This window comes from Chryseobacterium sp. KACC 21268 (assembly GCA_028736075.1).
GTDB lineage: Bacteria > Bacteroidota > Bacteroidia > Flavobacteriales > Weeksellaceae > Epilithonimonas.
The window spans coordinates 824,120-846,108 of record CP117875.1 but is presented as its reverse complement, the minus strand read 5'-3'; the positions used below and the strand labels follow the sequence as shown (position 1 = coordinate 846,108).

16 protein-coding genes are annotated in these 21,989 nt (G+C 39.1%); 3 read left to right on the top strand and 13 right to left on the bottom strand.

The window, feature by feature from the left end:
- Window positions 1-29: 29 nt before the first annotated feature.
- From PQ459_04000 to PQ459_03965, 8 genes are all read right to left on the bottom strand, one after another.
- A complete protein-coding gene (locus PQ459_04000) occupies window positions 30-356 on the bottom strand; it encodes an SUF system Fe-S cluster assembly protein (GenBank protein WDF47655.1) in 327 nt (108 codons plus the stop codon).
- A gap of 1 nt (window position 357) precedes the next feature.
- The gene (locus PQ459_03995) at window positions 358-1,053 is read right to left on the bottom strand and encodes a 3'-5' exonuclease (GenBank protein ID WDF47654.1); all 696 of its coding nucleotides are present in this window, start codon (window positions 1,051-1,053) and stop codon (window positions 358-360) included.
- A gap of 76 nt (window positions 1,054-1,129) precedes the next feature.
- Window positions 1,130-2,464 (bottom strand): quinol:cytochrome C oxidoreductase, encoded by a 1,335-nt coding sequence (locus tag PQ459_03990; GenBank protein ID WDF47653.1) that lies wholly within the window; start codon window positions 2,462-2,464, stop codon window positions 1,130-1,132.
- Between the two features lie 12 nt (window positions 2,465-2,476).
- Entirely contained in the window at window positions 2,477-3,211 is a 735-nt protein-coding gene (locus tag PQ459_03985; GenBank protein ID WDF47652.1) for a c-type cytochrome, read from the bottom strand.
- Window positions 3,204-3,725: a DUF3341 domain-containing protein gene (locus PQ459_03980; GenBank protein WDF47651.1), complete on the bottom strand. Its 522-nt coding sequence runs from the start codon at window positions 3,723-3,725 to the stop codon at window positions 3,204-3,206. The genes PQ459_03985 and PQ459_03980 overlap by 8 nt, the downstream gene beginning before the upstream one ends.
- Entirely contained in the window at window positions 3,712-5,109 is a 1,398-nt protein-coding gene (gene nrfD / locus PQ459_03975; GenBank protein ID WDF47650.1) for a polysulfide reductase NrfD, read from the bottom strand. Before nrfD ends, PQ459_03980 begins: the two co-directional genes overlap by 14 nt.
- A 7-nt stretch (window positions 5,110-5,116) precedes the next feature.
- Window positions 5,117-8,167, bottom strand: coding sequence for a TAT-variant-translocated molybdopterin oxidoreductase (locus tag PQ459_03970; GenBank protein ID WDF47649.1), 3,051 nt, complete (start codon window positions 8,165-8,167; stop codon window positions 5,117-5,119).
- 21 nt (window positions 8,168-8,188) lie between these two features.
- Complete coding sequence (locus tag PQ459_03965; protein WDF47648.1) at window positions 8,189-9,559, bottom strand: c-type cytochrome; 1,371 nt, start codon at window positions 9,557-9,559, stop codon at window positions 8,189-8,191.
- Window positions 9,560-9,748: 189 nt separating this feature from the next.
- On the opposite strand from PQ459_03965, the gene PQ459_03960 reads away from it, so the two are divergent.
- From PQ459_03960 to PQ459_03950, 3 genes are all read left to right on the top strand, one after another.
- Window positions 9,749-10,258 carry an SPOR domain-containing protein gene (locus PQ459_03960; protein WDF47647.1) on the top strand — a complete coding sequence of 170 codons (510 nt, stop codon included), beginning with the start codon at window positions 9,749-9,751 and terminating at the stop codon, window positions 10,256-10,258.
- A 119-nt stretch (window positions 10,259-10,377) separates the two neighbouring features.
- Window positions 10,378-11,985 carry a tetratricopeptide repeat protein gene (locus tag PQ459_03955; protein ID WDF47646.1) on the top strand — a complete coding sequence of 536 codons (1,608 nt, stop codon included), beginning with the start codon at window positions 10,378-10,380 and terminating at the stop codon, window positions 11,983-11,985.
- 105 nt (window positions 11,986-12,090) lie between these two features.
- Window positions 12,091-14,418, top strand: coding sequence for a T9SS type A sorting domain-containing protein (locus tag PQ459_03950; protein WDF47645.1), 2,328 nt, complete (start codon window positions 12,091-12,093; stop codon window positions 14,416-14,418).
- Window positions 14,419-14,464: 46 nt separating this feature from the next.
- On the opposite strand, the gene PQ459_03945 is transcribed toward PQ459_03950, so the two are convergent.
- From PQ459_03945 to ricT, 5 genes are all read right to left on the bottom strand, one after another.
- Window positions 14,465-15,742: a DUF6080 domain-containing protein gene (locus PQ459_03945; protein WDF47644.1), complete on the bottom strand. Its 1,278-nt coding sequence runs from the start codon at window positions 15,740-15,742 to the stop codon at window positions 14,465-14,467.
- Window positions 15,743-15,972: 230 nt separating this feature from the next.
- Window positions 15,973-17,508 carry a YdiU family protein gene (locus tag PQ459_03940; protein ID WDF47643.1) on the bottom strand — a complete coding sequence of 512 codons (1,536 nt, stop codon included), beginning with the start codon at window positions 17,506-17,508 and terminating at the stop codon, window positions 15,973-15,975.
- A 41-nt stretch (window positions 17,509-17,549) separates the two neighbouring features.
- The gene (locus PQ459_03935) at window positions 17,550-19,907 is read right to left on the bottom strand and encodes a transglycosylase domain-containing protein (protein WDF47642.1); all 2,358 of its coding nucleotides are present in this window, start codon (window positions 19,905-19,907) and stop codon (window positions 17,550-17,552) included.
- A gap of 7 nt (window positions 19,908-19,914) precedes the next feature.
- Complete coding sequence (locus PQ459_03930) at window positions 19,915-20,376, bottom strand: gliding motility lipoprotein GldH (protein ID WDF47641.1); 462 nt, start codon at window positions 20,374-20,376, stop codon at window positions 19,915-19,917.
- Window positions 20,369-21,838 (bottom strand): regulatory iron-sulfur-containing complex subunit RicT, encoded by a 1,470-nt coding sequence (gene ricT / locus PQ459_03925; GenBank protein WDF47640.1) that lies wholly within the window; start codon window positions 21,836-21,838, stop codon window positions 20,369-20,371. The genes PQ459_03930 and ricT overlap by 8 nt, the downstream gene beginning before the upstream one ends.
- Window positions 21,839-21,989 lie beyond the last annotated feature (151 nt).

Below are 21,989 nucleotides of genomic sequence, written 5' to 3'. Positions count from 1 at the left end.
TAAAATCCTGCGAGTTGCAGGATTTTTTATTATAACATACCAAGTTCGAACTTGGCTTCTTCGCTCATCATTTCCTTGGTCCAGGTTGGCTCAAAGGTAAGTTCTATTTTTGCGGATTTCACGCCTTCTACGCCACGTACTTTGTCTTCCACTTCTACTGGTAGTGTTTCGGCAACTGGGCAGTTTGGAGATGTCAGTGTCATTATAACCAAAACATCTGCTTCTTCTGAGATCTGAACGTCGTACACCAATCCCAATTCGTAAATATCCACCGGAATTTCCGGGTCATAAACGGATTTAAGTTCCTTGATAATTTCTTCGCCTATATCAGCTATTTGATCGTCTGTCAGTTTCATTTTAATCTAATCTTTTTAATAAGTCTTCCTGACGCATACGCCGGAAAACGTTTGCCAAAGTTAAGACATCTTTTTCACAATAATGAATGATTCTGTCTATATCACCGTCTTTGTAGTATATATCGGCAACCATACTGCCATCGATATCATCTTTTGGCGTTGGGATTCCAAAGAGGTGAGCGAGTAATTCCAGAGAAACATAACTTTTCCAATCTCCGAATTTCCAAAGTTCCATCGTATCAACATGGGGAATTTCCCAAGGTTTCTTACCAAACATTTGAAAAGGCGTCGGTGGCTGTATCCCGTGAATCAAAAGTCGTCTTGCAATGTAAGGGAAGTCAAATTCCTTGCCGTTGTGTGCACAGAGAATTACATTGTTCATCCTTGGCGCATTGAACAATTCACAAAATTCTATTAACAAATTTTTCTCTCCTCCTGCGAATGTTTTTATTTTCAGCCTTCCGGAATTATTATCGATCATTCCGATTGATATGCAGATGATCATCCCGAATTCGGCCATTATCCCAGCGCGTTGTTCGTAGAATTCAGAAGCTTCTATTTCGTCCTTTCTTTGAGATTTGGTTTTCTTATCCCAAAGATATTGTGTCGTGGGATCGAGGTTATTCCAACTGTCAATCTGGGGTACAGTTTCAATGTCTAGGAAAAGTATATTTTCTATTGGAAGTTTTTGGATCATCTATGTTTTGTTTCTTTAAAATTAATAAAAAAACCCAACATCGCTGCTGGGTTTATATTTTCGATTCTAAAATTAATTAGAAAGGATATTCGTAGATCTCTGATTCGTGGAAGAACGGGTTTCCAGTTGGCATCAATTTTAGTTTTGACAAAGCTGTCATCACTGCGAAAACGAAAAGACCAACAAAGAAAATGAACGATCCGAAAATCAAGAATAACATAGAAGTATTGTTCCAGTAAGGACCAACTGTTCCTGGCATTACCATATTGAAATAATCAACCGCGTGACCAATTATTACAACACAAGCCATAAATGTTACCACTTTGTAATTTCTTTTGATGCTGCTACTTACCAATACCAACAATGGCACAAGGAAGTTGATGATCAGCATTGGTAGGAAAGTCGGTTTGTAATATTCGAATCTACCAAAGAAATAATTGATCTCTTCCGGAATGTTCGCGTACCAATACAACATAAACTGACAGAACCAAAGGTAACTCCAAAGCATACTCGTTGCGAATAAGAATTTACCAAGATCGTGAAGGTGGTTGTTATTGAATTGTGGATATACTCCTTTTTTCTTAATATAAACACTAACCAAAATGATACAAGCTACAGCAGTTGACAAACAACTAACCATTGAATACCAAATGTAAAGTGTAGAATACCAGTGTGGGTCAATAGACATCAACCAATCCCAAGCCCAAGCTGCAGATGCAAACCCGAAGAATGCGATATAGCCTACATTCCAACTGTAAAGGCTAGCATAGATCTTTCTGTCTCCTTTGTTCTCATCTACTTTCTTAGAAATACTTTTCAATTTCCAAACAAAGAAAGATGCTCCGATGGTGTAGATCAATGTTCTAACGATGTAGAAAGGAATATTAAGGAATTTTGATTTTTCGTACAAGATAATATCAAACTCTGGAGAATTCGGATCGGTAAGATTCGGATCCATCCAATGGAATAAATGTCCGTTGTGAGTTGCATTAAGAAGCGTCAAGATAATTAAAAGAGCTCCTCCATAAGGAATGAACGAAGCTACTGCCTCCATCACTCTTGTCACAATAATAGACCAACCAGCGTGAGCCGCGTGTTGAATACTATAGAAGAACAATGCACAACAGCTGATCCCAAAAAAGAATACTGCAAATGTATGAACTGCCGCCAAAGGCTGATTGTGGATCTGGTGTTTTGCGTGCTCCAAATGAGCCTCGTGATCCTGAGGACCAACTAACTCACTGGAATGAGAAGGTGCCTCGTGACCTTTTGAATGAACAGACTCCATCCAATGAGAAATTGCAGTATCATCCAAACCATGGTTAAGAGCATAACCAATCCCGAATAAAACAACTCCTACAACAATGAGTATGATAGAATACAATTTTAATTTAGGTGAAAAACTATACATTTTTTTCTTTTTTTATTTAGCATTGGTTTTAGCTTCCGGTGCAGTGGCTGCAGTAGAAGTTTTTTCTGTCGTAGCTGTTGCAGCTGGAGCATCAGCGGCCGGAGTTGCAGTAGTAGCTGAACCTTTGAATGTATTGTAAACATATAAAGCCACTCTCCATCTGTCACCTACATTAAGTTGTCCTGCATAAGATCCCATCGCATTTCTACCATTTGTCAAAACATAATGGATAGATCCGATCGTGATATCTCTGTCAGCATAATTTGGAACACCTGAGTAAGCACCGCTTTTTACAATTGGTCCTTGTCCGTCACCTCCAGTTCCGTGACAAGCAGAACAAGTATGATCGAACAATACTTTTCCTCTTGCCAAATCTTTCTCAAGGTTTTCAGGTTTCAAAGGAGAAGCTGTGATAGCTCTTGAAGCTTCATAGCCAGCGTTGTACTGATCTACATTTTTTGGTAAAGCTTCTTCAGTTACAATTCCGTCTCTATTTTGTGAAACAGATCCTTCTACAGGAGAAAGTCCAGTTGCACCGTTGTGAGCAACAAATGCAGGGATTTCATTTTCATGATCGGAATAAGCATCTTTCGCTTTCATCAAAGGATCATAAGCTACAGGAAAATACATATCCGGAAAATATACCAAAGGTGGATTGTCTTTTGGACCACCGCAAGAATTCAGTAAAACAGTAGTTAAACCAAAGATTGCTGTAATTTTTAATATACTATTCTTCATCTTAAGCATCTTTAACTGTTATTTCTTCAACACCTGTATCAATCAACAGTTGTTTAATAGTTTCAACATCATCAGAAACGAACTCCATCATAAATTTGTCATCCGTAGTTCTTGGATCTGGATTCTGAGGTTTTGCGCCTGGATACATTTTATTTCTCACTAAGAAAGTCAATGACATCAAGTGAGCAGAACAGAATACCATCAATTCGAACATTGGATCTACGAAAGCCGGCATATTATGCAACCAGTCAAAAGCTGGTTTACCACCAATATTCTGTGGCCAGTCGTGATTCATAATCCAAGCGGTCAAAGTAATCCCGATCGTCACCCCATAACAAGCATAAATAAATGCTGCGTCAGAAATTCTGGTTTTCTTTAATCCAAGAGCTTTGTCTAGTCCGTGAACAGGAAACGGTGTATACACTTCGTTTATACTGATTCCTTTATCCGTAAAGGCTTTCACGCCGTGCATCAAATCATCGTCGTCGCCGTAAAGTCCATATATAATTTTAGTGGTGCTCATCTCCTTCTTTTGCTTTATAAGTTTCACCGGAAATTTTCAAAATACTTTTCAATTCTGCTTGGGCAATTACAGGGAATGTTCTTGCGTACAATAAGAATAATACTGAGAAGAAACCAATCGTTCCTAAATATACTCCAACATCAATAATTGTTGGTTTGAACATTGTCCAAGAAGATGGTAAATAATCTCTTGACAAGTTGATTACGATAATATCGAAACGCTCGAACCACATTCCAATGTTAATGATCAATGCGATGATGAATGTCCAGAAGATATTGGTTCTAACTTTTTTGAACCAGAATGCTGCAGGCACAACCAAGTTACAAATAATCAATGCCCAGAATGCCCACCAGTAAGGACCAGTTGCTGCTCCTGGAGATAGATATGTAAAATCTTCAAATCTAGATCCTGAATACCAACCGATGAAATACTCAGTTGCGTAAGCTACAGTTACCATTCCACCAGTCACTACGATTACGATGTTCATAATTTCGATATGATACATTGTGATGTAATCTTCCAAGTGACAAACTTTTCTAGCGACCAACAATAGCGTTTGTACCATTGCAAATCCTGAGAAGATTGCTCCAGCCACAAAGTATGGTGGATAGATCGTTGAGTGCCATCCTTTGATCACCGATGTAGCAAAGTCAAATGATACCGTCGTGTGTACCGAGAATACAAGTGGTGTTGCTAAACCTGCTAGAACCAAAGATAACTCTTCGAATCTCTGCCAGTGCTTTGCTTTTCCACCCCAACCGAATGCGAGTAGCGTATAAATTTTCTTATTAAATGGAGTCTTCGCTCTATCTCTAATCATTGCAAAGTCAGGAATCAATCCCATAAACCAGAATACAACGGACACTGAGAAATAAGTCGAGATTGCAAATACGTCCCAAAGTAGTGGTGAGTTGAAGTTCACCCAAAGAGACCCAAATTGGTTTGGCAAAGGGAAAACCCAATATCCAACCCAAACTCTACCCATGTGAATTACTGGGAAAATGGCCGCCTGACAAACAGCGAAGATCGTCATCGCTTCTGCAGAACGGTTTACAGACATTCTCCATCTTTGTCTAAATAATAATAGTACGGCAGAGATCAATGTTCCTGCGTGACCAATACCTACCCACCAAACGAAATTGGTAATATCCCAACCCCAGTTGATCGTTCTGTTTAGTCCCCAGGCACCGATACCGGTTCCGATCGTGTATGCAATACAACCAAATCCGTAAACAAACAGAATCAAAGCAGCATACAATGATGCCCACCATAATTTCCCTGCGCGTTCTTCGATAGGTCTTGCGATATCCTCTGTGATATCGTGATAAGTCTTGTGACCAATAATTAAAGGTTCCCTTATCGGAGCTTCGTAATGTCCTGACATTTTTTACCTATTTATTATTTAAACTTTCTTTTCTGTTTCTGATTTTTGTATGATAGAATACGTTTGGTTTTGTACCAATCTCTTCTAGCAATACGTATTTTCTTTCGCTGTTGAACAAGCTACGAACTTCGGAAGCTACATCATTCATATCTCCAAATTTAAGTGAACCTGTAGAACAAGCGTTAGCACAAGCAACCTGGAATTCGCCATCCTTCACTCTTCTACCATCTTTCTTAGCTTCAAGGATTGTAGACTGAGTCATTTGGATACACATAGAACATTTTTCCATTACCCCTCTTGTTCTTGTAACAACATCTGGGTTAAGAACCATTCTTCCAAGGTCATTGTTCATATTGAAGTCAAATCTGTCATTCAACGCATAGTTGAACCAGTTGAATCTTCTTACTTTATATGGACAGTTGTTCGCACAATATCTTGTACCGATACATCTGTTGTAAGCCATTTGGTTTTGACCTTGCTTACCGTGAGAAGTTGCCGCAACTGGACAAACAGTCTCACAAGGTGCGTGGTTACAGTGCTGACACATTACCGGCTGGAAGATCACATCTGGATTATCAGCTGGATGGTTCAAGATACCTTCTGAGAAAGGACCACCATACAACATTGGTGCATTAAGACCTCTGTCAATCTGTTCTTTGGTTTCAATCTTCTCGATTGCAGAGTAGTAACGGTCAATTCTCAACCAATACATATCTCTTGACATTCTGATCTCTTCCTTACCAACAACAGCTACGTTGTTCTCTGCCTGACAAGCAACTACACAAGCACCACAACCAGTACAAGAGTTAAGATCGACAGATAGATTGAAGTGAGGACCATCTGTATCATCAAAAGCATCCCAAAGGTCGATCTTTCCGATAGGAAGCTCACCTCCGATAGTGTGCATTGCCAAAGGCTTATTCCACTCATCTGTTGGTTTGTTGATGAAATCTTCCAAAGAAACTTCTTTAGCGATCTCATAACGACCCATCAATGTATTCTGAAGCTGCATTCCTGCAAACTCATAATCTTCTCCGGTTTTTTCAATTTTTACATTAGTAAGAACTGTATTGTAACCGTCGAATAATGGATAAGCATTGATACCAGTATCAGCCACTTTCCCTGAATCTTTTTTACCATAACCTAAAGCCAGACCCAAAGATCCCTCAGCTTGTCCAGGCTGGATGAAAACAGGAACATCTTTCAATGTTACACCGTTTGCAGTGACATTTACCAAGTCTCCGTCCAACTGCATTCTAGCATTCAGGCTATTTTCTAGGCCTAAAACTTCTGCATCTTTTGGAGAGATCGTCAAGTAATTATCCCAAGACAATCTAGAGATCGGATCTGGAAGCTCCATCAACCAAGGGTTGTTAGATTGTGTTCCATCACCAATTGCAGATTTGGTATAAAGTTGTAATTCTAATTGATTTGATTTGAAAGCTGACAATTCAGCAACAGCCTGAGCTGCGTTTCCACCTGTGTAGGCCAATCCTGTAGAAAGACCACCAGTTGTGAAACCATTGTATAAAGTCTTATTGAAAGTTTTCCCTTCGTTAAGCGTTAAAGCATTTGCTTTAAGATATTCGTAATAGTTATTCGCTGGACTGTTTTTTCCATTGATCCAAACCAAAAGAGATTCTTCAACCTGTCTTGATGTAAAGATCTTTTGGATTGTCGGCTGCATCAATGAATATGCACCAGTTTCCGGAGCGATATCACCCCAAGATTCTAACCAATGTGTCGCAGGAATAACTGCTTTGGAAGCTTTGTAGATATCATTCTTCTTATCTGTAATTGCTACAGAGTAAGGAACTTTCGACAAAGCTGCTTTTAGAGATTCACCTTTTGCGTGAGAATAGATCGGGTTCACATTGTTGGAGATCAAAACGCCAACTTGTCCACCATTCAACCAAGATAAAAATTCGTTGAATCTTACGTTGTCATATTCTTTAAGGAAATTAGCTTTACCTGTGAAAGCTTTAGATCCTAATTTTTGATTAATTAAGTGTGCTAGAACGTAAGCTGCTTTTGAACCATCTGCCAAAACAACTGCGTTGCTACCTTTTGCCTGAAGTTCTTTTACGATCTCAGAAGCTGTTTTATCAGCCGTTCCACCATTTAGTCCGTTGTAAACTTCTACCAAAGTTTTGAAAACAGCACTAGGCTTCAATCTGTATCTAGAATCGGCGTTAGCTCCAGTCAAACTCAAGTTGGATTCAACTTGAATGTGTCTCAACATCTCTGGACCTGGCTTTCTTGCCGCAGCATAAGATACTTCTAAGCTAGAAGCATTATAATCTCCTAAGAAATCTGCCTGGAAAGAAACCACCAACTGAGAAGTACTAAGATCATAAACTGGCAATGCTCTTTGTCCGAAAACTTCCTGAGCTGCGTCTAATGCTGCAGCGTAAGGAATTGCATCATAAGTGATCAGTTCTGCAGAAGGATATTTGGTTTTGAAATCTCCAAACAACTTTTTGAATGTTGGACTTGGGAAAGAGTGAGATAATACCACGATCTTTTTACCAGTAGCCTGAGATTCTGTCAAACCTTTTAGAACGAAATCATCGATCTTGTTAAAATCAGTTTGCTCATCTCCATTCAAAGCTGGTCTTTTCACTTTATCATTATCATAAAGAGAAAGTACACTTGCCTGCGCTCTTGCATTGGTTGTACCTAATGAACCTGCTGCTGGATTTGCTTCGATCTTGATCGGACGACCTTCTCTGGTCTTAACCAAAACACTAGCGAAATCGAATCCGTCGAAATATGAAGAGGCGTAATAGTTCGGGATCCCTGGAATAATATCGTGTGGTTTTACCACATAAGGGATTGTTTTAAGAACTGGAGCCTCACACGCTGCCAAAGTAACAGCTGCTGTAGAGAAACCTAATATCTTAAGAAAGTCTCTACGAGAAGTTCCTGAGTTACCAGCATCTTCCAAGAATTCATCTACCGGAATCTCATTCTGAAACTCTTTCAGCGCCAACTTCCCGTTCAGGGTTGGATCTTTTAGTTCGTGAATACTTCTGAATTGTATTTTATTTGAAGCCATTTATACTTCTAATTTTTGTTATTAATAATGACATTTACCACACTCAAGACCTCCAATTGCATCTACAGTGATCTTACTTCCTTCACCATATTGTTTTTTCAACTTATCATGCAGATTTTTGAAGTATTCTTTATTATAACCGTTATTCATATCTACTTCTGTAGTTCTGTGACATTCTATACACCAACCCATTGTGAAGTTGTTAGCCATTTGAACCACATTCATTGTATCAATTTTTCCGTGACAAGCTTTACAAACAACATCAATTTTGTTGGCTGCATCTTTCTGTTTTGCATTGAATCCATTAATAATTGCCTGCTCACCTGCAACAACGTGTTGAGAGTGATTGAAGTAAACGAAATCTGGCATATTGTGGATTCTTGTCCACTCCACCGGCTGAGTTTTACCAGTGTAAGCCTGCTTATCTTCATCCCATCCTGTAGCAGCATAGATTTTTTTGATCTCTCCTGTATAGAACTCTCTGTCTTTTCCTGGCTCAAGGTATTTTCCTTTGTACTCAGAAATAGAACGGTGACAGTTCATACAAACGTTAAGAGAAGGAATCTCAGAAACTTTACCATATTTTGCACCGGAGTGACAAAGCTGACAATCGATTTTGTTTTCGCCTGCGTGGATCTTGTGAGAGAAATAGATTGGCTGTTCAGGAGCGTATCCTTTGTAAACACCGATCCACATCAACCAGTTCCAAACACCGTAAACAGCAATCAATGCCAGTAATCCTACTAAGGCTTTTCCTACATAGCTGTATTTTTCATACAAAGCAGAATAAGAAACAACTCTTGAAGAATTAAGTTCTGATAATTCTGGAGTCTGTTGTAATTTTACCAATTGGCGAATCTTCAACAATAGCCAAACCAATAGTCCAGCAATTGCGATCAATGCAGCAATTACGATTTTAGAATTAAGTTGTTGTGCTTTTTGAGCTTCGATAGCAGCCGTGCTATTTGCATCAGCTTCTCCTGCTGGAGCTTCAGCAGCAGCCTCTTCTTTTGGAGGATTGGTTGTGTATTCCAAGATATCATCGATATCCTGAGTAGAAAGTTTCCCTTCGAATACCTGCATCGCAACTTTTCCATTTTCCTCATAGATCTTGTTTGCGTATGCATCGCCTGACGCTCTCAGTTTCTCATTGTTCGTGATCCACTTGTGAAGCCAGTCAACATCTTGACCATCTTTTGTGACTTTCTCAACAACACCGCCAAGTGCAGGCCCTACAACTTTTTTGTCCAAAGCGTGACAAGCTGTACAGTTCGCTTTGAAAAGCTCCTGTCCTTTTTTCGGATCGCCTTGTGCATAAACGGAAGCGCCGGTTGACAACAATAAACTAATTGCTATCAGACCCTTTTTGTAATGCTTTCTCCAACTAATCATTTATATAATCTTGGGTTAGTAAATTCTATTGACTGTTTACATTCAATTCCGCAAAAATAGCACTTTAACAAAAATTAAGACGACCTTATCGGATGGTTTTTGTCAATTCTAATTAATTTGTAAACGTTCTAAATAACAAGGTTTGCGTTTCAATCAATTTATTTTAAATTTGCCTAAAATAAATATTAAATGAACAATCTGCTTAAGCTTTTCATAATCGCAACTGTATTTTCTTTTTACCAAATTGATGCTCAATACATTGTGAAGAAAGACACACTCTCTGGAACTGAGCTTTCCTTCTCGTTGGATGAACGTATTAATGATGCTTTGGAAAAGGTAGAAGGCAATTGCAACCGTTCTGCCGGAACAAGTGTGAAGGCACCGCCAAAAATTTTGGTAGCCAACAGAGAACTTACAAATGCCGAGATCTGCAGAAAAAATCCGAAGATCATGGGTTACAAGATTCAGGTTGTAGTAGTAAAAAGCAATGAAGAAGCCAGCAAAATCAGTTTAGAATTCCGAAATAACTTCAGAAATCTGAAAGTTGAGAAAGATGCTTCTCTCAGACCTAATTATAAAATATTGGCCGGAAGCTACTTTTCCAAACAGAGCGCTGCGGATGACCTTAGAAACATCAAGAGGCTCTATCCATCGGCCATCGTTATTCCTTACGCTGTCTTTTGTGTAGAAGCGAAATAATTTTAAAATATCAACCGGATTCAGTTCCGGTTTTTTTTGTTCTCTACACAAGTCGTCGGTTTCATTACATCAATAATTTGATTAATTTTACTTGATAATTAGTTTTCGTCCAAAGCCTTATGAAGTTTCTGTTCTCCTTTATCGTTTTAATTTCTGTCTTGCAAAATGACAGTTCCAAAAAACGTTGCGATGAACTGATATCTAAAGGGATTGAGGCTTTGTACCAGAAAAAACACACTGCGTCTTTAGAATTATTTACCGAGGCCAAAAGCCTTTCTGAACAGAACAATTGGTACGAGCAGCAATTCATCTCCACCAATTGCATCGGTCTCAATTATTATCAGATGCTGGATTACAGTGAAGCCCTGGATTATTACCTTGAAGCCTATACGATTGCTCTCAAGCATCTGAACAGCGACAGGGAAATGTCCGTACTCAACAATATCGCACTAGTCTATCTGCGGCAGGGAAAATATAAAGAATCCGAAAAGCATCAGAAAAGAGCTTACGACCTTGCCATAGCGAATAAGGATACCATCGGGATTTCTTTGTACGCAGCCAATCTCGCCGAACTTTACAACACGACCAAAGAGTTGGACAAAGCCTCCTACTACATTTCTGTCGCCAGACCACTTGCAAAGCTGGACATCCAAAGAGCACTCGACATTGCCGAAGCCAAAAATGCAATGGAGCAAAAGGACTATACCAAAACACTTTCGCTTCTCAATCCCTTACTCAGTAAGCTTAACACGCCGGAATATAATGATCACAAGGTCTCCGCTTTTCTGATATTATCAAAAGTGTATGAAGACCAAAAAGACCAGCAAAAAGCACTTTCATTCATCAAGCAAGCGCAGAAGGAGAATCTGAATTACAGCAATATGACGGATATCTACAACCGGTTTTCTGATAATTATTTTGCGGAAGGCGATTACAGAAAGTCTCTTCAATACAAAGATTCTGTGCTTGTGGTAAAAGATTCTCTGAATGCCATCCAAAATCGGGCAATGTACCAGAACAGTGAGATCAAACTGAAACTTCAGGACTCTCAAAAGGAACTGACCAATGAGAAAAAACTAAAATTTTACATCATCGGTTTTTGGATCGCTGTGGTTGCCTTTATTCTCTGGCTTTTCCGAGGTTATCTTCAAAAGAACAAACAGAAAAGAAGACTTGCCGAGAAGAATGAGCAGATCATTGCTTTGGAACTTAAAAATAAAGAGAATTACGCTTTACTTCTTGAAAAACAGATCAAGGAAAAGGAAACCGACGCGCTTCTCGAAAAAGAAAAACTGAAAAACGAACTCGAAAACAAAAACCGAAAGATAGCGGCCAACGCCATTCATCTTGCTCAGAAAAATGACAAGATCGAGGACTACATCCTGCGGTTGAAGGAGCGGCCGGAAATGTTGACCAATCCTCTGTTAGCAAAACAATTGGACCAACTCAAAGAAGTTCTTTCCAAAGAAGATAATGGCGACGATTTTCTTAATCACTTCCAGGAGATCAACAGCAAGTTCATCAACTCATTGAAGGAAAAACACAACGATTTGACCTTGAATGACATCCGATACATTTCCTACATCTATATGAATCTCTCCACCAAAGAGATCGCTTCCATCTTCAACATTACGATTGAAGCTTGCCGAAAACGAAAAGAAAGAATTTCCAAAAAACTGAATTTGGAGAATTCCAACGATTTATATGCGTATTTATCAAGCATATAACAAAATGTCACGTTTTTTCTACATAAGTCCTGTTTATTCTTGTCATCTACAATAGTTGCTACAAATACGAAAATATATTTGTACAACAATTAAATCTAATTTGATATGAAGAAAACAACTTTTACTTTATTTTTCATCTTGTTCGTACAGCTTTACTTTTCGCAAGTAGGTTTTGCAGGAAATCAGGATTATGGGATGATGCGGAATTTTGCTTACGACAAAATAACTCCCAACAAGATCTACGCAACCAGCTACATTGGTTCACACATTTTGGTCTCTACCGATAATGGTCTGACTTGGAATGTCCTTTACACACTTCCAGACCCAGAATGGGCACCCGCAATCCAGGAAATGCGCCTTACAAACAACGGCACTGCATTAAGTTTTATCGAGTATTATGGCGGCGGAAGCACTATGAACAAGGTTGCCGTTTTTGACCTGCAATCCAAATCAATCATTAAAGAGATCAATATTCCGCTGGACGAGGCTGTCTTTGGGATCAAAAATTATTCTCTTCTGGATGATGGAACTATGAATACGGCGACCATCTTAACAAGTGGCGACCAGGATAAATTCTTCACAACCAACAACGGCGGAACATCTTGGAACAAAGTCTATGACGGAACCGACCACGAAAGTGTCATCCTGAACGATGCGAAGATGGATCCTAAAAACCCTCAAAACCTATACCTCGCCCGCAATGGCGGTGCTGGAAATGAGGACGGCGGCTTCTTCCGTTCAACTGACGGTGGTGCGACCTGGACGGAAACTTTGAACGGCCTGATCTTACAATCTATTGACATTAACCCAAACAACAGCAACATCATCTACGTGGGAACAGGCGTTCTTTGGACTTACCTGGATCAGCACGAAGCGGTTTACAAATCAACCGATGGTGGCGCAACGTGGACAGAGCAAACGCAAATCACCTGGTCAGATAGTGATTTCGGACTGAAAAATGTTCCGAAGATCCACATCAATCCAAACGATAGCGATCACGTTCTAATCTTAGCTGATGACAGAGTGGCTGTCACCACAAACGGTGGAACCACTTGGACCACAACGACACACGATGGATTGACTGACGGACATTCTTATTTCTACGGCATTGGCGCAGCTTTCAATCCTTTCAACAGTAATGAAGTTTTGATTGCGAGCAATCGTTATCCTAAAATATCGACAGATAAAGGCATCACCTTGTCAAGCCTTAAAAATCCATTTTTTGAAGGGATGGGAAATCTGAATATCTTCAATGACAATGGAACCGACAAATTGATGTACGGCGTTCAATACGGCTATACGGTTAAGAATCTCGAAACCAATGAGGAAACACCGATCAACGTTTTCCCATTGAATGAAAGTCCTATGGGCGGACAAATCGGTCTTGTGCACACCGATAAAGATTATCCAGGAAGAGTTTTCACCTTCGACTCTTCTTTTATGGGAAGCACGATCAATGTCAGTAATGATTACGGTATCAACAAAACGCCGATCTACACGACCTATGACACAGGTTTCACCGCTGCAGAAACAGATTCATCCAATCCGAATATTGCTTGGCTAGCGACTTTCAACGGTGTGAATGCCACATTGCTCAAAGCTAATTTTACAAATCCGGATGATGTACAAACTGAGTTTATGATGTTGCCTTACAGTGATGATTATATCTATGGGATCAAAGTGAATAAAAATAATCCAGATGAAGTTTTGGTAACCGTAGGAAACGAACTTTTGAAAACCACAGATGGTGGCGCAACCTGGACCAAGATCACCAATGGACTAGAAGATCTGACGTTACCAAACATCGCATTGGAGCTGACTCAGAATCCTTTGAACTTAAATCAGTACACGATTGCAGCTTCTAACGGAATCTACACTTCTATGGACGGAGGAAGTAGCTGGACAAAGATCTACACCGGAATGGTTCACAAAGTAGAGCATTCAACAAAACAAAACGGTCAGATCGTAGCTATTGGATACTCTTATCTGGACACGCTTCCCAAAGTGATCTACTCGAGCAACAACGGCGAAACGTGGACAGAAAAAGCATCGACCAATTATTTCAATACGATTGTACTCTCTGGTGCTGTTCGATTTGTTGACAATACGAATGTAGAAGTTTATTTGACCTCACAGTCATTAGGGATTTTGAAAGATAAGATCAGCCTCGAAGTTTTAGGAAACTCTGATGTTGAAAATCTTAAGAACGGCATCAGTGTATATCCGAATCCAACTCAGGATATCATCCATATCAAATTGGATAAGAACGTTTCGAAATTCAAAGCGAGTCTTTACAATGCCGCTGGACAAATTATTTTGACCACGGAGAACAGATCAAGCATCAATATTTCTAATTTGAACAATGGTGTTTACTTCTTGAAAATCGAACCGGAAAACGGGAAACCAGTGACCAAGAAGATCATTAAGAACTAATTTTAATTTTTACAATAAGAGCCTTCGGATTTTTTCGGAGGCTTTTTTATTTGTAGTACGTTTCCAGGAATTGGTAGAACTCGCCAAGTCGGTAAAAGTTATTAAAACCAAGATAAACGGTTAGGATCATCAATGTTCCGTACAAGAATGTGAGTGGAAAGGTCTTGTCTTTAAAGCTTAAAAACAGCCAACCGATCAACATTGGAAAGACAAAAACGAAGTGACCACCGTAGATGTAAGACGTATGAAGGCCAAACTTCAAAACGCAATGAATCACAACATCTACCAAAAGAGAAATTACCAAGACCCAAACCAGCTTGTTCTTATAGTTTTTGAAAACACTCCAGAAAATCATCAATAAAATAATGGCGATGAAAACATAGGAAATCGCGGACGAATAAACATCCATAAACAACGCTTTGTAATAAAAGGTTTTGTCCTTGTTGTGGTAATCTCGGATCACGAAACTCGGAAACAAAATATTGCCACCGAAAAACCAGGAAGAGATCATATCCCAAAGCGGTGTCACTTTCGGTTTGGAGAATTTGTCGTACTGTTCACCCGTTTTGTTGACGAAGTTTTGAAGGTTAAAATCCAATCTCAAAAGGAACAAAAAGATAAAAACGCCTGCAGAAACCGCCATTTTCGAAACAGCAATTCCAATTTTCTTCCAATTCCAAAAGATCTTCTTCTCAAACAAAAATGGAATGTAAACTTTGACAATATTCGTGATCGTGAGTCCGCCGATGAAAACGGAGCCTAAAATGCTCGCTCCAAAAGAAATTGGTTGGTCTTCATTGATCTTCCTTGCCGAATAATAATTGAAAACCGACAGGAAAAGCAAAGTGTAAGTGTAAGTTTCCGGCGTGAAACTCAACAGAATATTGGTCACAAACAACCCATAGAAAGCCAAGATCAACAGACTGATCTTCAGTGGAAGTTGGATGATGTTTTTCAAATATTTGAAGATCTGAACATTGGCAAGACTTACAACCAAGGTCGAAAGCAACGCCAAAACCAACCTGAACGCTGAGTTGTAGCGATTCCCCGAAATCCACAATGCAAATTCTCGAATGCAATCAAAGAAATAATTCGCCAACGGATGTCTCTCGAAACCGCCACCAGTCTGAACAATTGCTCGATTATCAAAACTAAAATAGCCATCCCAAGGAATTCTGTCGTCATAGACAATCGTGAAATTATCAGCGATAAACCAGGCGTTGGCGCCATAAGCGATCACGAAAAACAGAAAGATGAAGCCTTCGGTCTTTGTGGATGGAAAAATAATCTTCAGAAACGATAAAAATTTGTTCAATAGTTTCAAAACTCAAATGTTTGTGCAAAAATAGAGTTAAAACTTAAATATGAAAATCTATTTTGAAGCAAAAAGGCTCATCGTAAAGGCAAAAGACTCGTCATTGAATCAAAAAGACTGGTTTTCCAATTAAAAAAACTCAAAATCCAGTATAAAAGATTGATTTTTGAGTCAAAAGACTCTTTTATGAGTCTAAAAGATTCAATTTACAAGCAATTGCTGGTTAGAATCATATGAAGTTAAGAACTACAAGACAACTGACTGCTTCCCGTCTGATTATCGTACTTCGAAGGTCGCTTTTTATTGAATTCCGGAAATAAATTCTCGTAAGGATTTTCCAAGGCTTTTTTCAATTTGAAGAACCCCTCATAATTTCCACTTTCCGCCTCCTGAATGGCTTCAAACAAGAGATAATTTCTGAGAATGAACTTTGGGTTCGTTTTGGACATCAATTCCAAAGATTCGGTTTCTGAAATATTATTTTTAAGTTTTCTTGCCTGATATTTTTCGATGAGATGTGATAATTTTTTTAATTCAATTTCACTTAGACTTCGGTAAAAAGAATTTGAGAAATCTTCAGTTTTAATTTCGGAAACTGGTTTTTCTAGTTGTTGGAAAAATAAAGTGTAATCCAAAGTTAGATCCTGCATCGTCTGTTGCCATTCGGTGAAGAACTTCTCATCTTCCTTCAAAACCTCATCGAAACCAAATTTGTTCGCCAACATTTTGTCGTGCTTTACCCAAAATTGTTTTCCGAAATCATCAAGGATCTTCTCCAAAACCTCAGCGTCATTAATTAAAGGAAAAATAGCATTTGCCAAAGTTGCCAAGTTCCAATGCGAGATCTGACCTTGCTTCCCGAATGCGTAACGCCTTCCTGGCAGATCGGTGGTGTTTGGGGTGAATTCCAGATCGTAGCCATCCATCATAGAGTAAGGTCCATAATCGATTGTCAAACCCAGAACCGACATATTATCGGTGTTCATCACGCCGTGAACGAAACCGACGCGGTACCAATCGATGATCATTTTTAAAGTTCGGTCGCAAATCGCTTGAAACCAGTCGATGTATTTTGTGGAATTATTTTCTGACTGAACTTCTGGAAAGAAATTTTCAATGGCATAATCTGCTAATTCTTTGAGTAGATCGTCCTGCTTTCTGGCCGACAACAATTCAAAATGGCCGAAACGAAGGAAAGATTCAGCAGTCCTTACGACCACTGCGCCTTGCTCCTTCTGTGGATTCCCAGAATATTGAATATCGCGGATCACATCTTCGCCCGTTTTGGAAAGGCTCAAAGCTCTGGTTGTCGGAACGCCGAGGTGAAACATGGCTTCACTCATCAGATATTCCCGAATAGAGGAACGCAGGACTGCCCTTCCATCGGCATTTCTGGAATAAGGTGTTGCACCGGCGCCCTTCCATTGGATCTCGGTTTGTTTATTACCATTGTTGATTTCTCCTGCGTAGATGGCTCGTCCGTCGCCGAGTTGTCCTGCCCAATTTCCGAATTGATGTCCAGCGTAGGCTGTGGCATAAGTTTCGATATTTTCAAGAAGATTCTGTGCGGCAAGAAAATCCTTATCACTTTCCAGATTTCCCAATCCGATCTCTACCGAAAGATCTTCATTAAAATCAATTAGTTCAGTATTAATAAAATCAGCAGGTTTTACCAAACAAAACATCACATCGGGCGTTTGTCTCTGCATTGTGTTTCCTGAGAAATCACCTGGAAACAACTTGGTGAATTTTTGGGTAATGAGATCGAGTTTCATTGGTATAAAAAACCCACATCAGAAATGTGGGTTGTATTTTTTTATTTGTTAAAATCTATATCTTCTCCGGAATTAAGTGCCTCGTTGGTACGGTCTTCTTTTTTCACGGGTTTTTCTGGGACAATCTGCGTCGGATTTTTCAATTCGTCAATCGATTGTAGTCCACCATCATCGCCATAACCATTTCTTAGATTATTAAGATCGGAACAGCTTCCTGTCCAGTTCGCTGGTTTGATGAATTTGTCATCAGGCAGAATATTCAAAGCTTTATCGGCAAGAACTTTTTTCATATAAATGGCCCAGATTGGAAGTCCCATTTTAGCACCTTGTCCCTCACCTGTACTCCAGAAGTGAGTTGCTCTGTCTTCCCAACCTACCCAAACACCGGTTGCCAGTTTCGGAACTATTCCCATAAACCAACCATCGGAGTTGTTCTGTGTAGTCCCTGTTTTACCAGCAATTTCTACCGTTGCGGGAATCCCTTGTCTTCTCAATTCTCCGGAAGCGGTCCCGAATTCTGCCACACCTTTCATCAGATCAATCATAGTGTAGGCATACATCTCGTTCATTACTTCTTTTACGACAGGCTTTACTTCTTTGATCACACGGCCATTGGCATCTTCAATCCTCCAGATCATTTCCGGTTTTGTGTAATTTCCGAAGTTAGCGAATGTACTGTAAGCTCCAAGCATTTCGTAGATTGTAATGTCTGAAGTTCCCAATGCCATTGGTAAACTGGTGGAAATATCAGTGGTTACCCCAAGATCTCTTGCGGTTTGAATAACGTTTTTGGTTCCTGACATTTCTGCCAGACGAAGTGCGACAGGGTTTTGAGATTGTGCTAATGCATTTTTCAATGTTAGCATTCCGCCTCTTCCTGGCACATGGTAAGATCCTTTATTAAAACTAGCATTTGAAACTGTAGAACAAGGCGTCATCCCAAGATGCATAATTGCTGTTGCATAAACAAACGGTTTGAAGGTAGATCCCACCTGACGTTTCCCTTGTTTCACGTGATCATACTGGAAGTGTTGCCAATCGATCCCACCTACCCAAGCTTTGATATCGCCTGTTGCAGGTTCCATAGACATCAAACCTGCCTGCGCAATTTGTTTATGATAACGGATAGAATCCCAAGGTGACATTTCTACTTCCTCTTCGCCCTGCCAAGTGAACCTCGACATTTTCACAGGTTTTTGGAAGTCCAGCATAATGGAGTCTTCCGGCATTCCTTCTGCCTTGAGTTGTTTATATCTTCCTGTTCTTCTTACGGAAGACATCATCAAGGAGTTAATTTGGGTCTTGTTCAGTTTGTAGTATGGACGGTTTGGATTACGTCTCATTTCACCATCAAAGTTTCTTTGAAGATTGGTCAAATGTTCTTTGATAGCCTCTTCAGCATACTTCTGCATTCTGGAATCCAATGTCACATAGATTTTCAGACCGTTTTTGTAAAGATTCAGTTCTTTTCCTGTTTCTTTCTCGTAGGTCTCAAGATATTGTGCAATTTCTTTTCTCAGATAGAATTTATAATAAGATGAGAATCCATCTTCCACTGTTTTGATCTCGTGAAAATCTACAACAATCGGTGTTGCTACAGCCTTTTCATAAGTATCGTTGTCAATGTACTCTGTCTCTAGCATCTGCTTCAAAACGACATCTCTACGTACTTTTGCTCTTTCTGGATTTCTATAAGGATTATTTCTTCTAGGAGCCTCCAACATTGCAACGAATGTCGCAGCTTCCGGCAAAGTCAACTGATTTGTAGATTTATTGAAATAAACTCTGGAAGCCATTTCAATTCCTTTTGCATTGAAAAGGAAATCCATCTTGTTGAAGTATAATGCAATAATTTCTTCTTTGGTATAACGTTTCTCCAGACTTACTGCAACGCTCCATTCTTTGAGTTTCTGGAAAGCTCTTTCAATTTTGTTTTGGGAAGCATTTCCAGTGAACAACAATTTAGCAAGCTGCTGCGTAATGGTAGAACCTCCACCTCTTTCGCCACCAAATCTGACTGCTCTGGCAATGGATTTAAGATCAATTCCAGAATGTTCTTTGAAACGTTCATCCTCCTTGGCCATCAAGGCATAAACTAAAAATGGAGGCAACTGTTTGTAAGTTACCGGCTTGGTTTTTTCTTTTTCGAATTTCCCAAGAAGCACGTTATCAGAAGAATAAATCTCTGATGCGACGTAGATATCCGGATTTTCCAGCTCTTTAACATCTGGCATATCTCCCACAAATCCCTGGGAAACTGCGAAAAACAATCCAGAAATTCCTAAAACGACAGCAAAGAATGCGATCCAAATAATCTTGATCCATTTTCTAATTCCTGTTTTTGCTTTTTTCTTGTCTGGCAGAGGAAAAGTTTTATGTTCAGTTTTCTTATTTTCCATTAATAAATTATGGCTTTAAGTTTTGAATTTTAATTCCTATATCTTCTATTCCGGGCAACTGATTGTTTCTCATTGCCTGAACAACTTTTACAGAATAATTACCGTTTTGCGGAAATTTGTAATTCAGTTTGTATTGAAAGGTAATCTCTTTGGTATCTCCGAAACCTGTTCCAATCCATTCTCCGTTTGGTTTTGCTAAAACAAAATTTAGCGTATCTGTTGAGATATTCTTTTTATTATGTTCAATGTTTGCAATCAGCCTTAGATTGCTATAAGGATAATCATTGTTATTTCGAACAACGAACATCATATTTTTTTGATTCTGAGCATCATTGATATCAAAATCAAATTTCTGAGCACTATTTTTTTTCCACTGATTACCAATCTCATTCATCAAAACTTTGTCCTCTCCGTTTTGACAAGAACTCAAAGATAAAAACAGAATAAAAATAACTATTAATCTAAGCATTACCTTCATTTTTCGGCGGAAATTTCTTTTTCGGTTTCTTGAACGGTTTTTTGTTTGTTTTATTTTCCGAAGATGGATTATCTGTCGTCTGAACCTTTGGTGTAGTTGCTTTATTCTCTACTGACTTTTGCTCATTCGGACGGTTTCTGTTATCCGCTTGTCTTGGATTTCTATTTCCAGAACCTTGATTATTAGGAGACTGTGCTTTTGATTCTGCAGATTTATTTTCTACAGATTTTTGCTCATTCGGACGGTTTCTATTGTCAGCTTGCCTTGGATTTTTATTATCCGATTGCGATCTGGCAGGACGATTTTCCTGCTGTCTAGGATTATTTCTATCTCTGTTGTTATTGTTATTTGGTCTTGGCTTTCTGTTCTTTTTCTCGAAACGGTCAACACTGTTTTCCTGAATCAAGTCGGACGTCACCATACGATTTTCAACAACTTTCAAATCTTCCAGAGCCTGCGATTTTTCACCTTTTTTGTTCAGGACAATCATTTTTTGAACTTCGTAGATATCAATATCATACCAGGCCATAGAGTTTTCTACATAGGCAAACCACATTTTCTTTTTGAAAACATCGATTTTGATGCAGAATGCTCTACCTTTTTCCGTATTCAGTACTGTGCTAGACGAAGGGAAATCCCTTAGAACATCAAGATAGGTATCTAGTTCGTAATTAAGACAACACTTTAGTTTTCCGCATTGGCCTGCCAACTTTTGAGGATTAATGCTCAACTGCTGGTATCGAGCCGCATTCGTATTCACAGAACGGAAATCTGTGAGCCAAGTAGAACAGCAAAGTTCTCTACCACAAGAACCAATTCCACCAACTTTTGCAGATTCTTGTCGGAAGCCTATTTGCTTCATATCGATCTTTGTTCGGAAAGTGGAAGCATATTCCTTAATCAACACACGGAAATCGATACGATTATCAGCCGTGTAGTAGAAGGTTACTTTTGACCCATCACCCTGATACTCAACGTCTGTAATTTTCATTTCGAGGTTAAGACCATAAGCGATTTTACGCGCGTCCACCTTGATGGCATTCTCCTTATTTCTAAGGTCTTGCCAGGTTTCAACATCTTTTTGATTCGCAAGGCGATACACCTTTTGAATACTGTCTGTGTGTATATTTTTCTTCTTCATCTGGATTTTCACTAGTTCTCCAGAAAGACTTACTACACCTATATCGTGACCCGGGCTGGATTCTACAGCAATGATACTTCCTATATGTAAAGGCAGGTTGTTGACGTTTCTATAATATAATTTACGCTCATTTTTAAAACGAACTTCCACATATTCTGAACTTTTTGAACCCGATGGATTAACGTCGGAAAGCCAGTCAAAAACACTTAATTTATAACTATTGCCACAAGTATCTACACTACTGCACCCACTGGCACTCTTCGTACCGCAAGAGTGGGAAGAATCGCCGGATGTTTTACATCCACAACTCATATTTTAATTTTTTATGTCTGAATGCAAAGTTAATATAAATTTTATTTAAGCTTGATGAATATCTTTTTTAAAAATATTTTTTTGTTAATTTTCCGTTAATACACGATTAATATTGACAAATAATCAGTTAAAGCAATTTTAAATTATGATA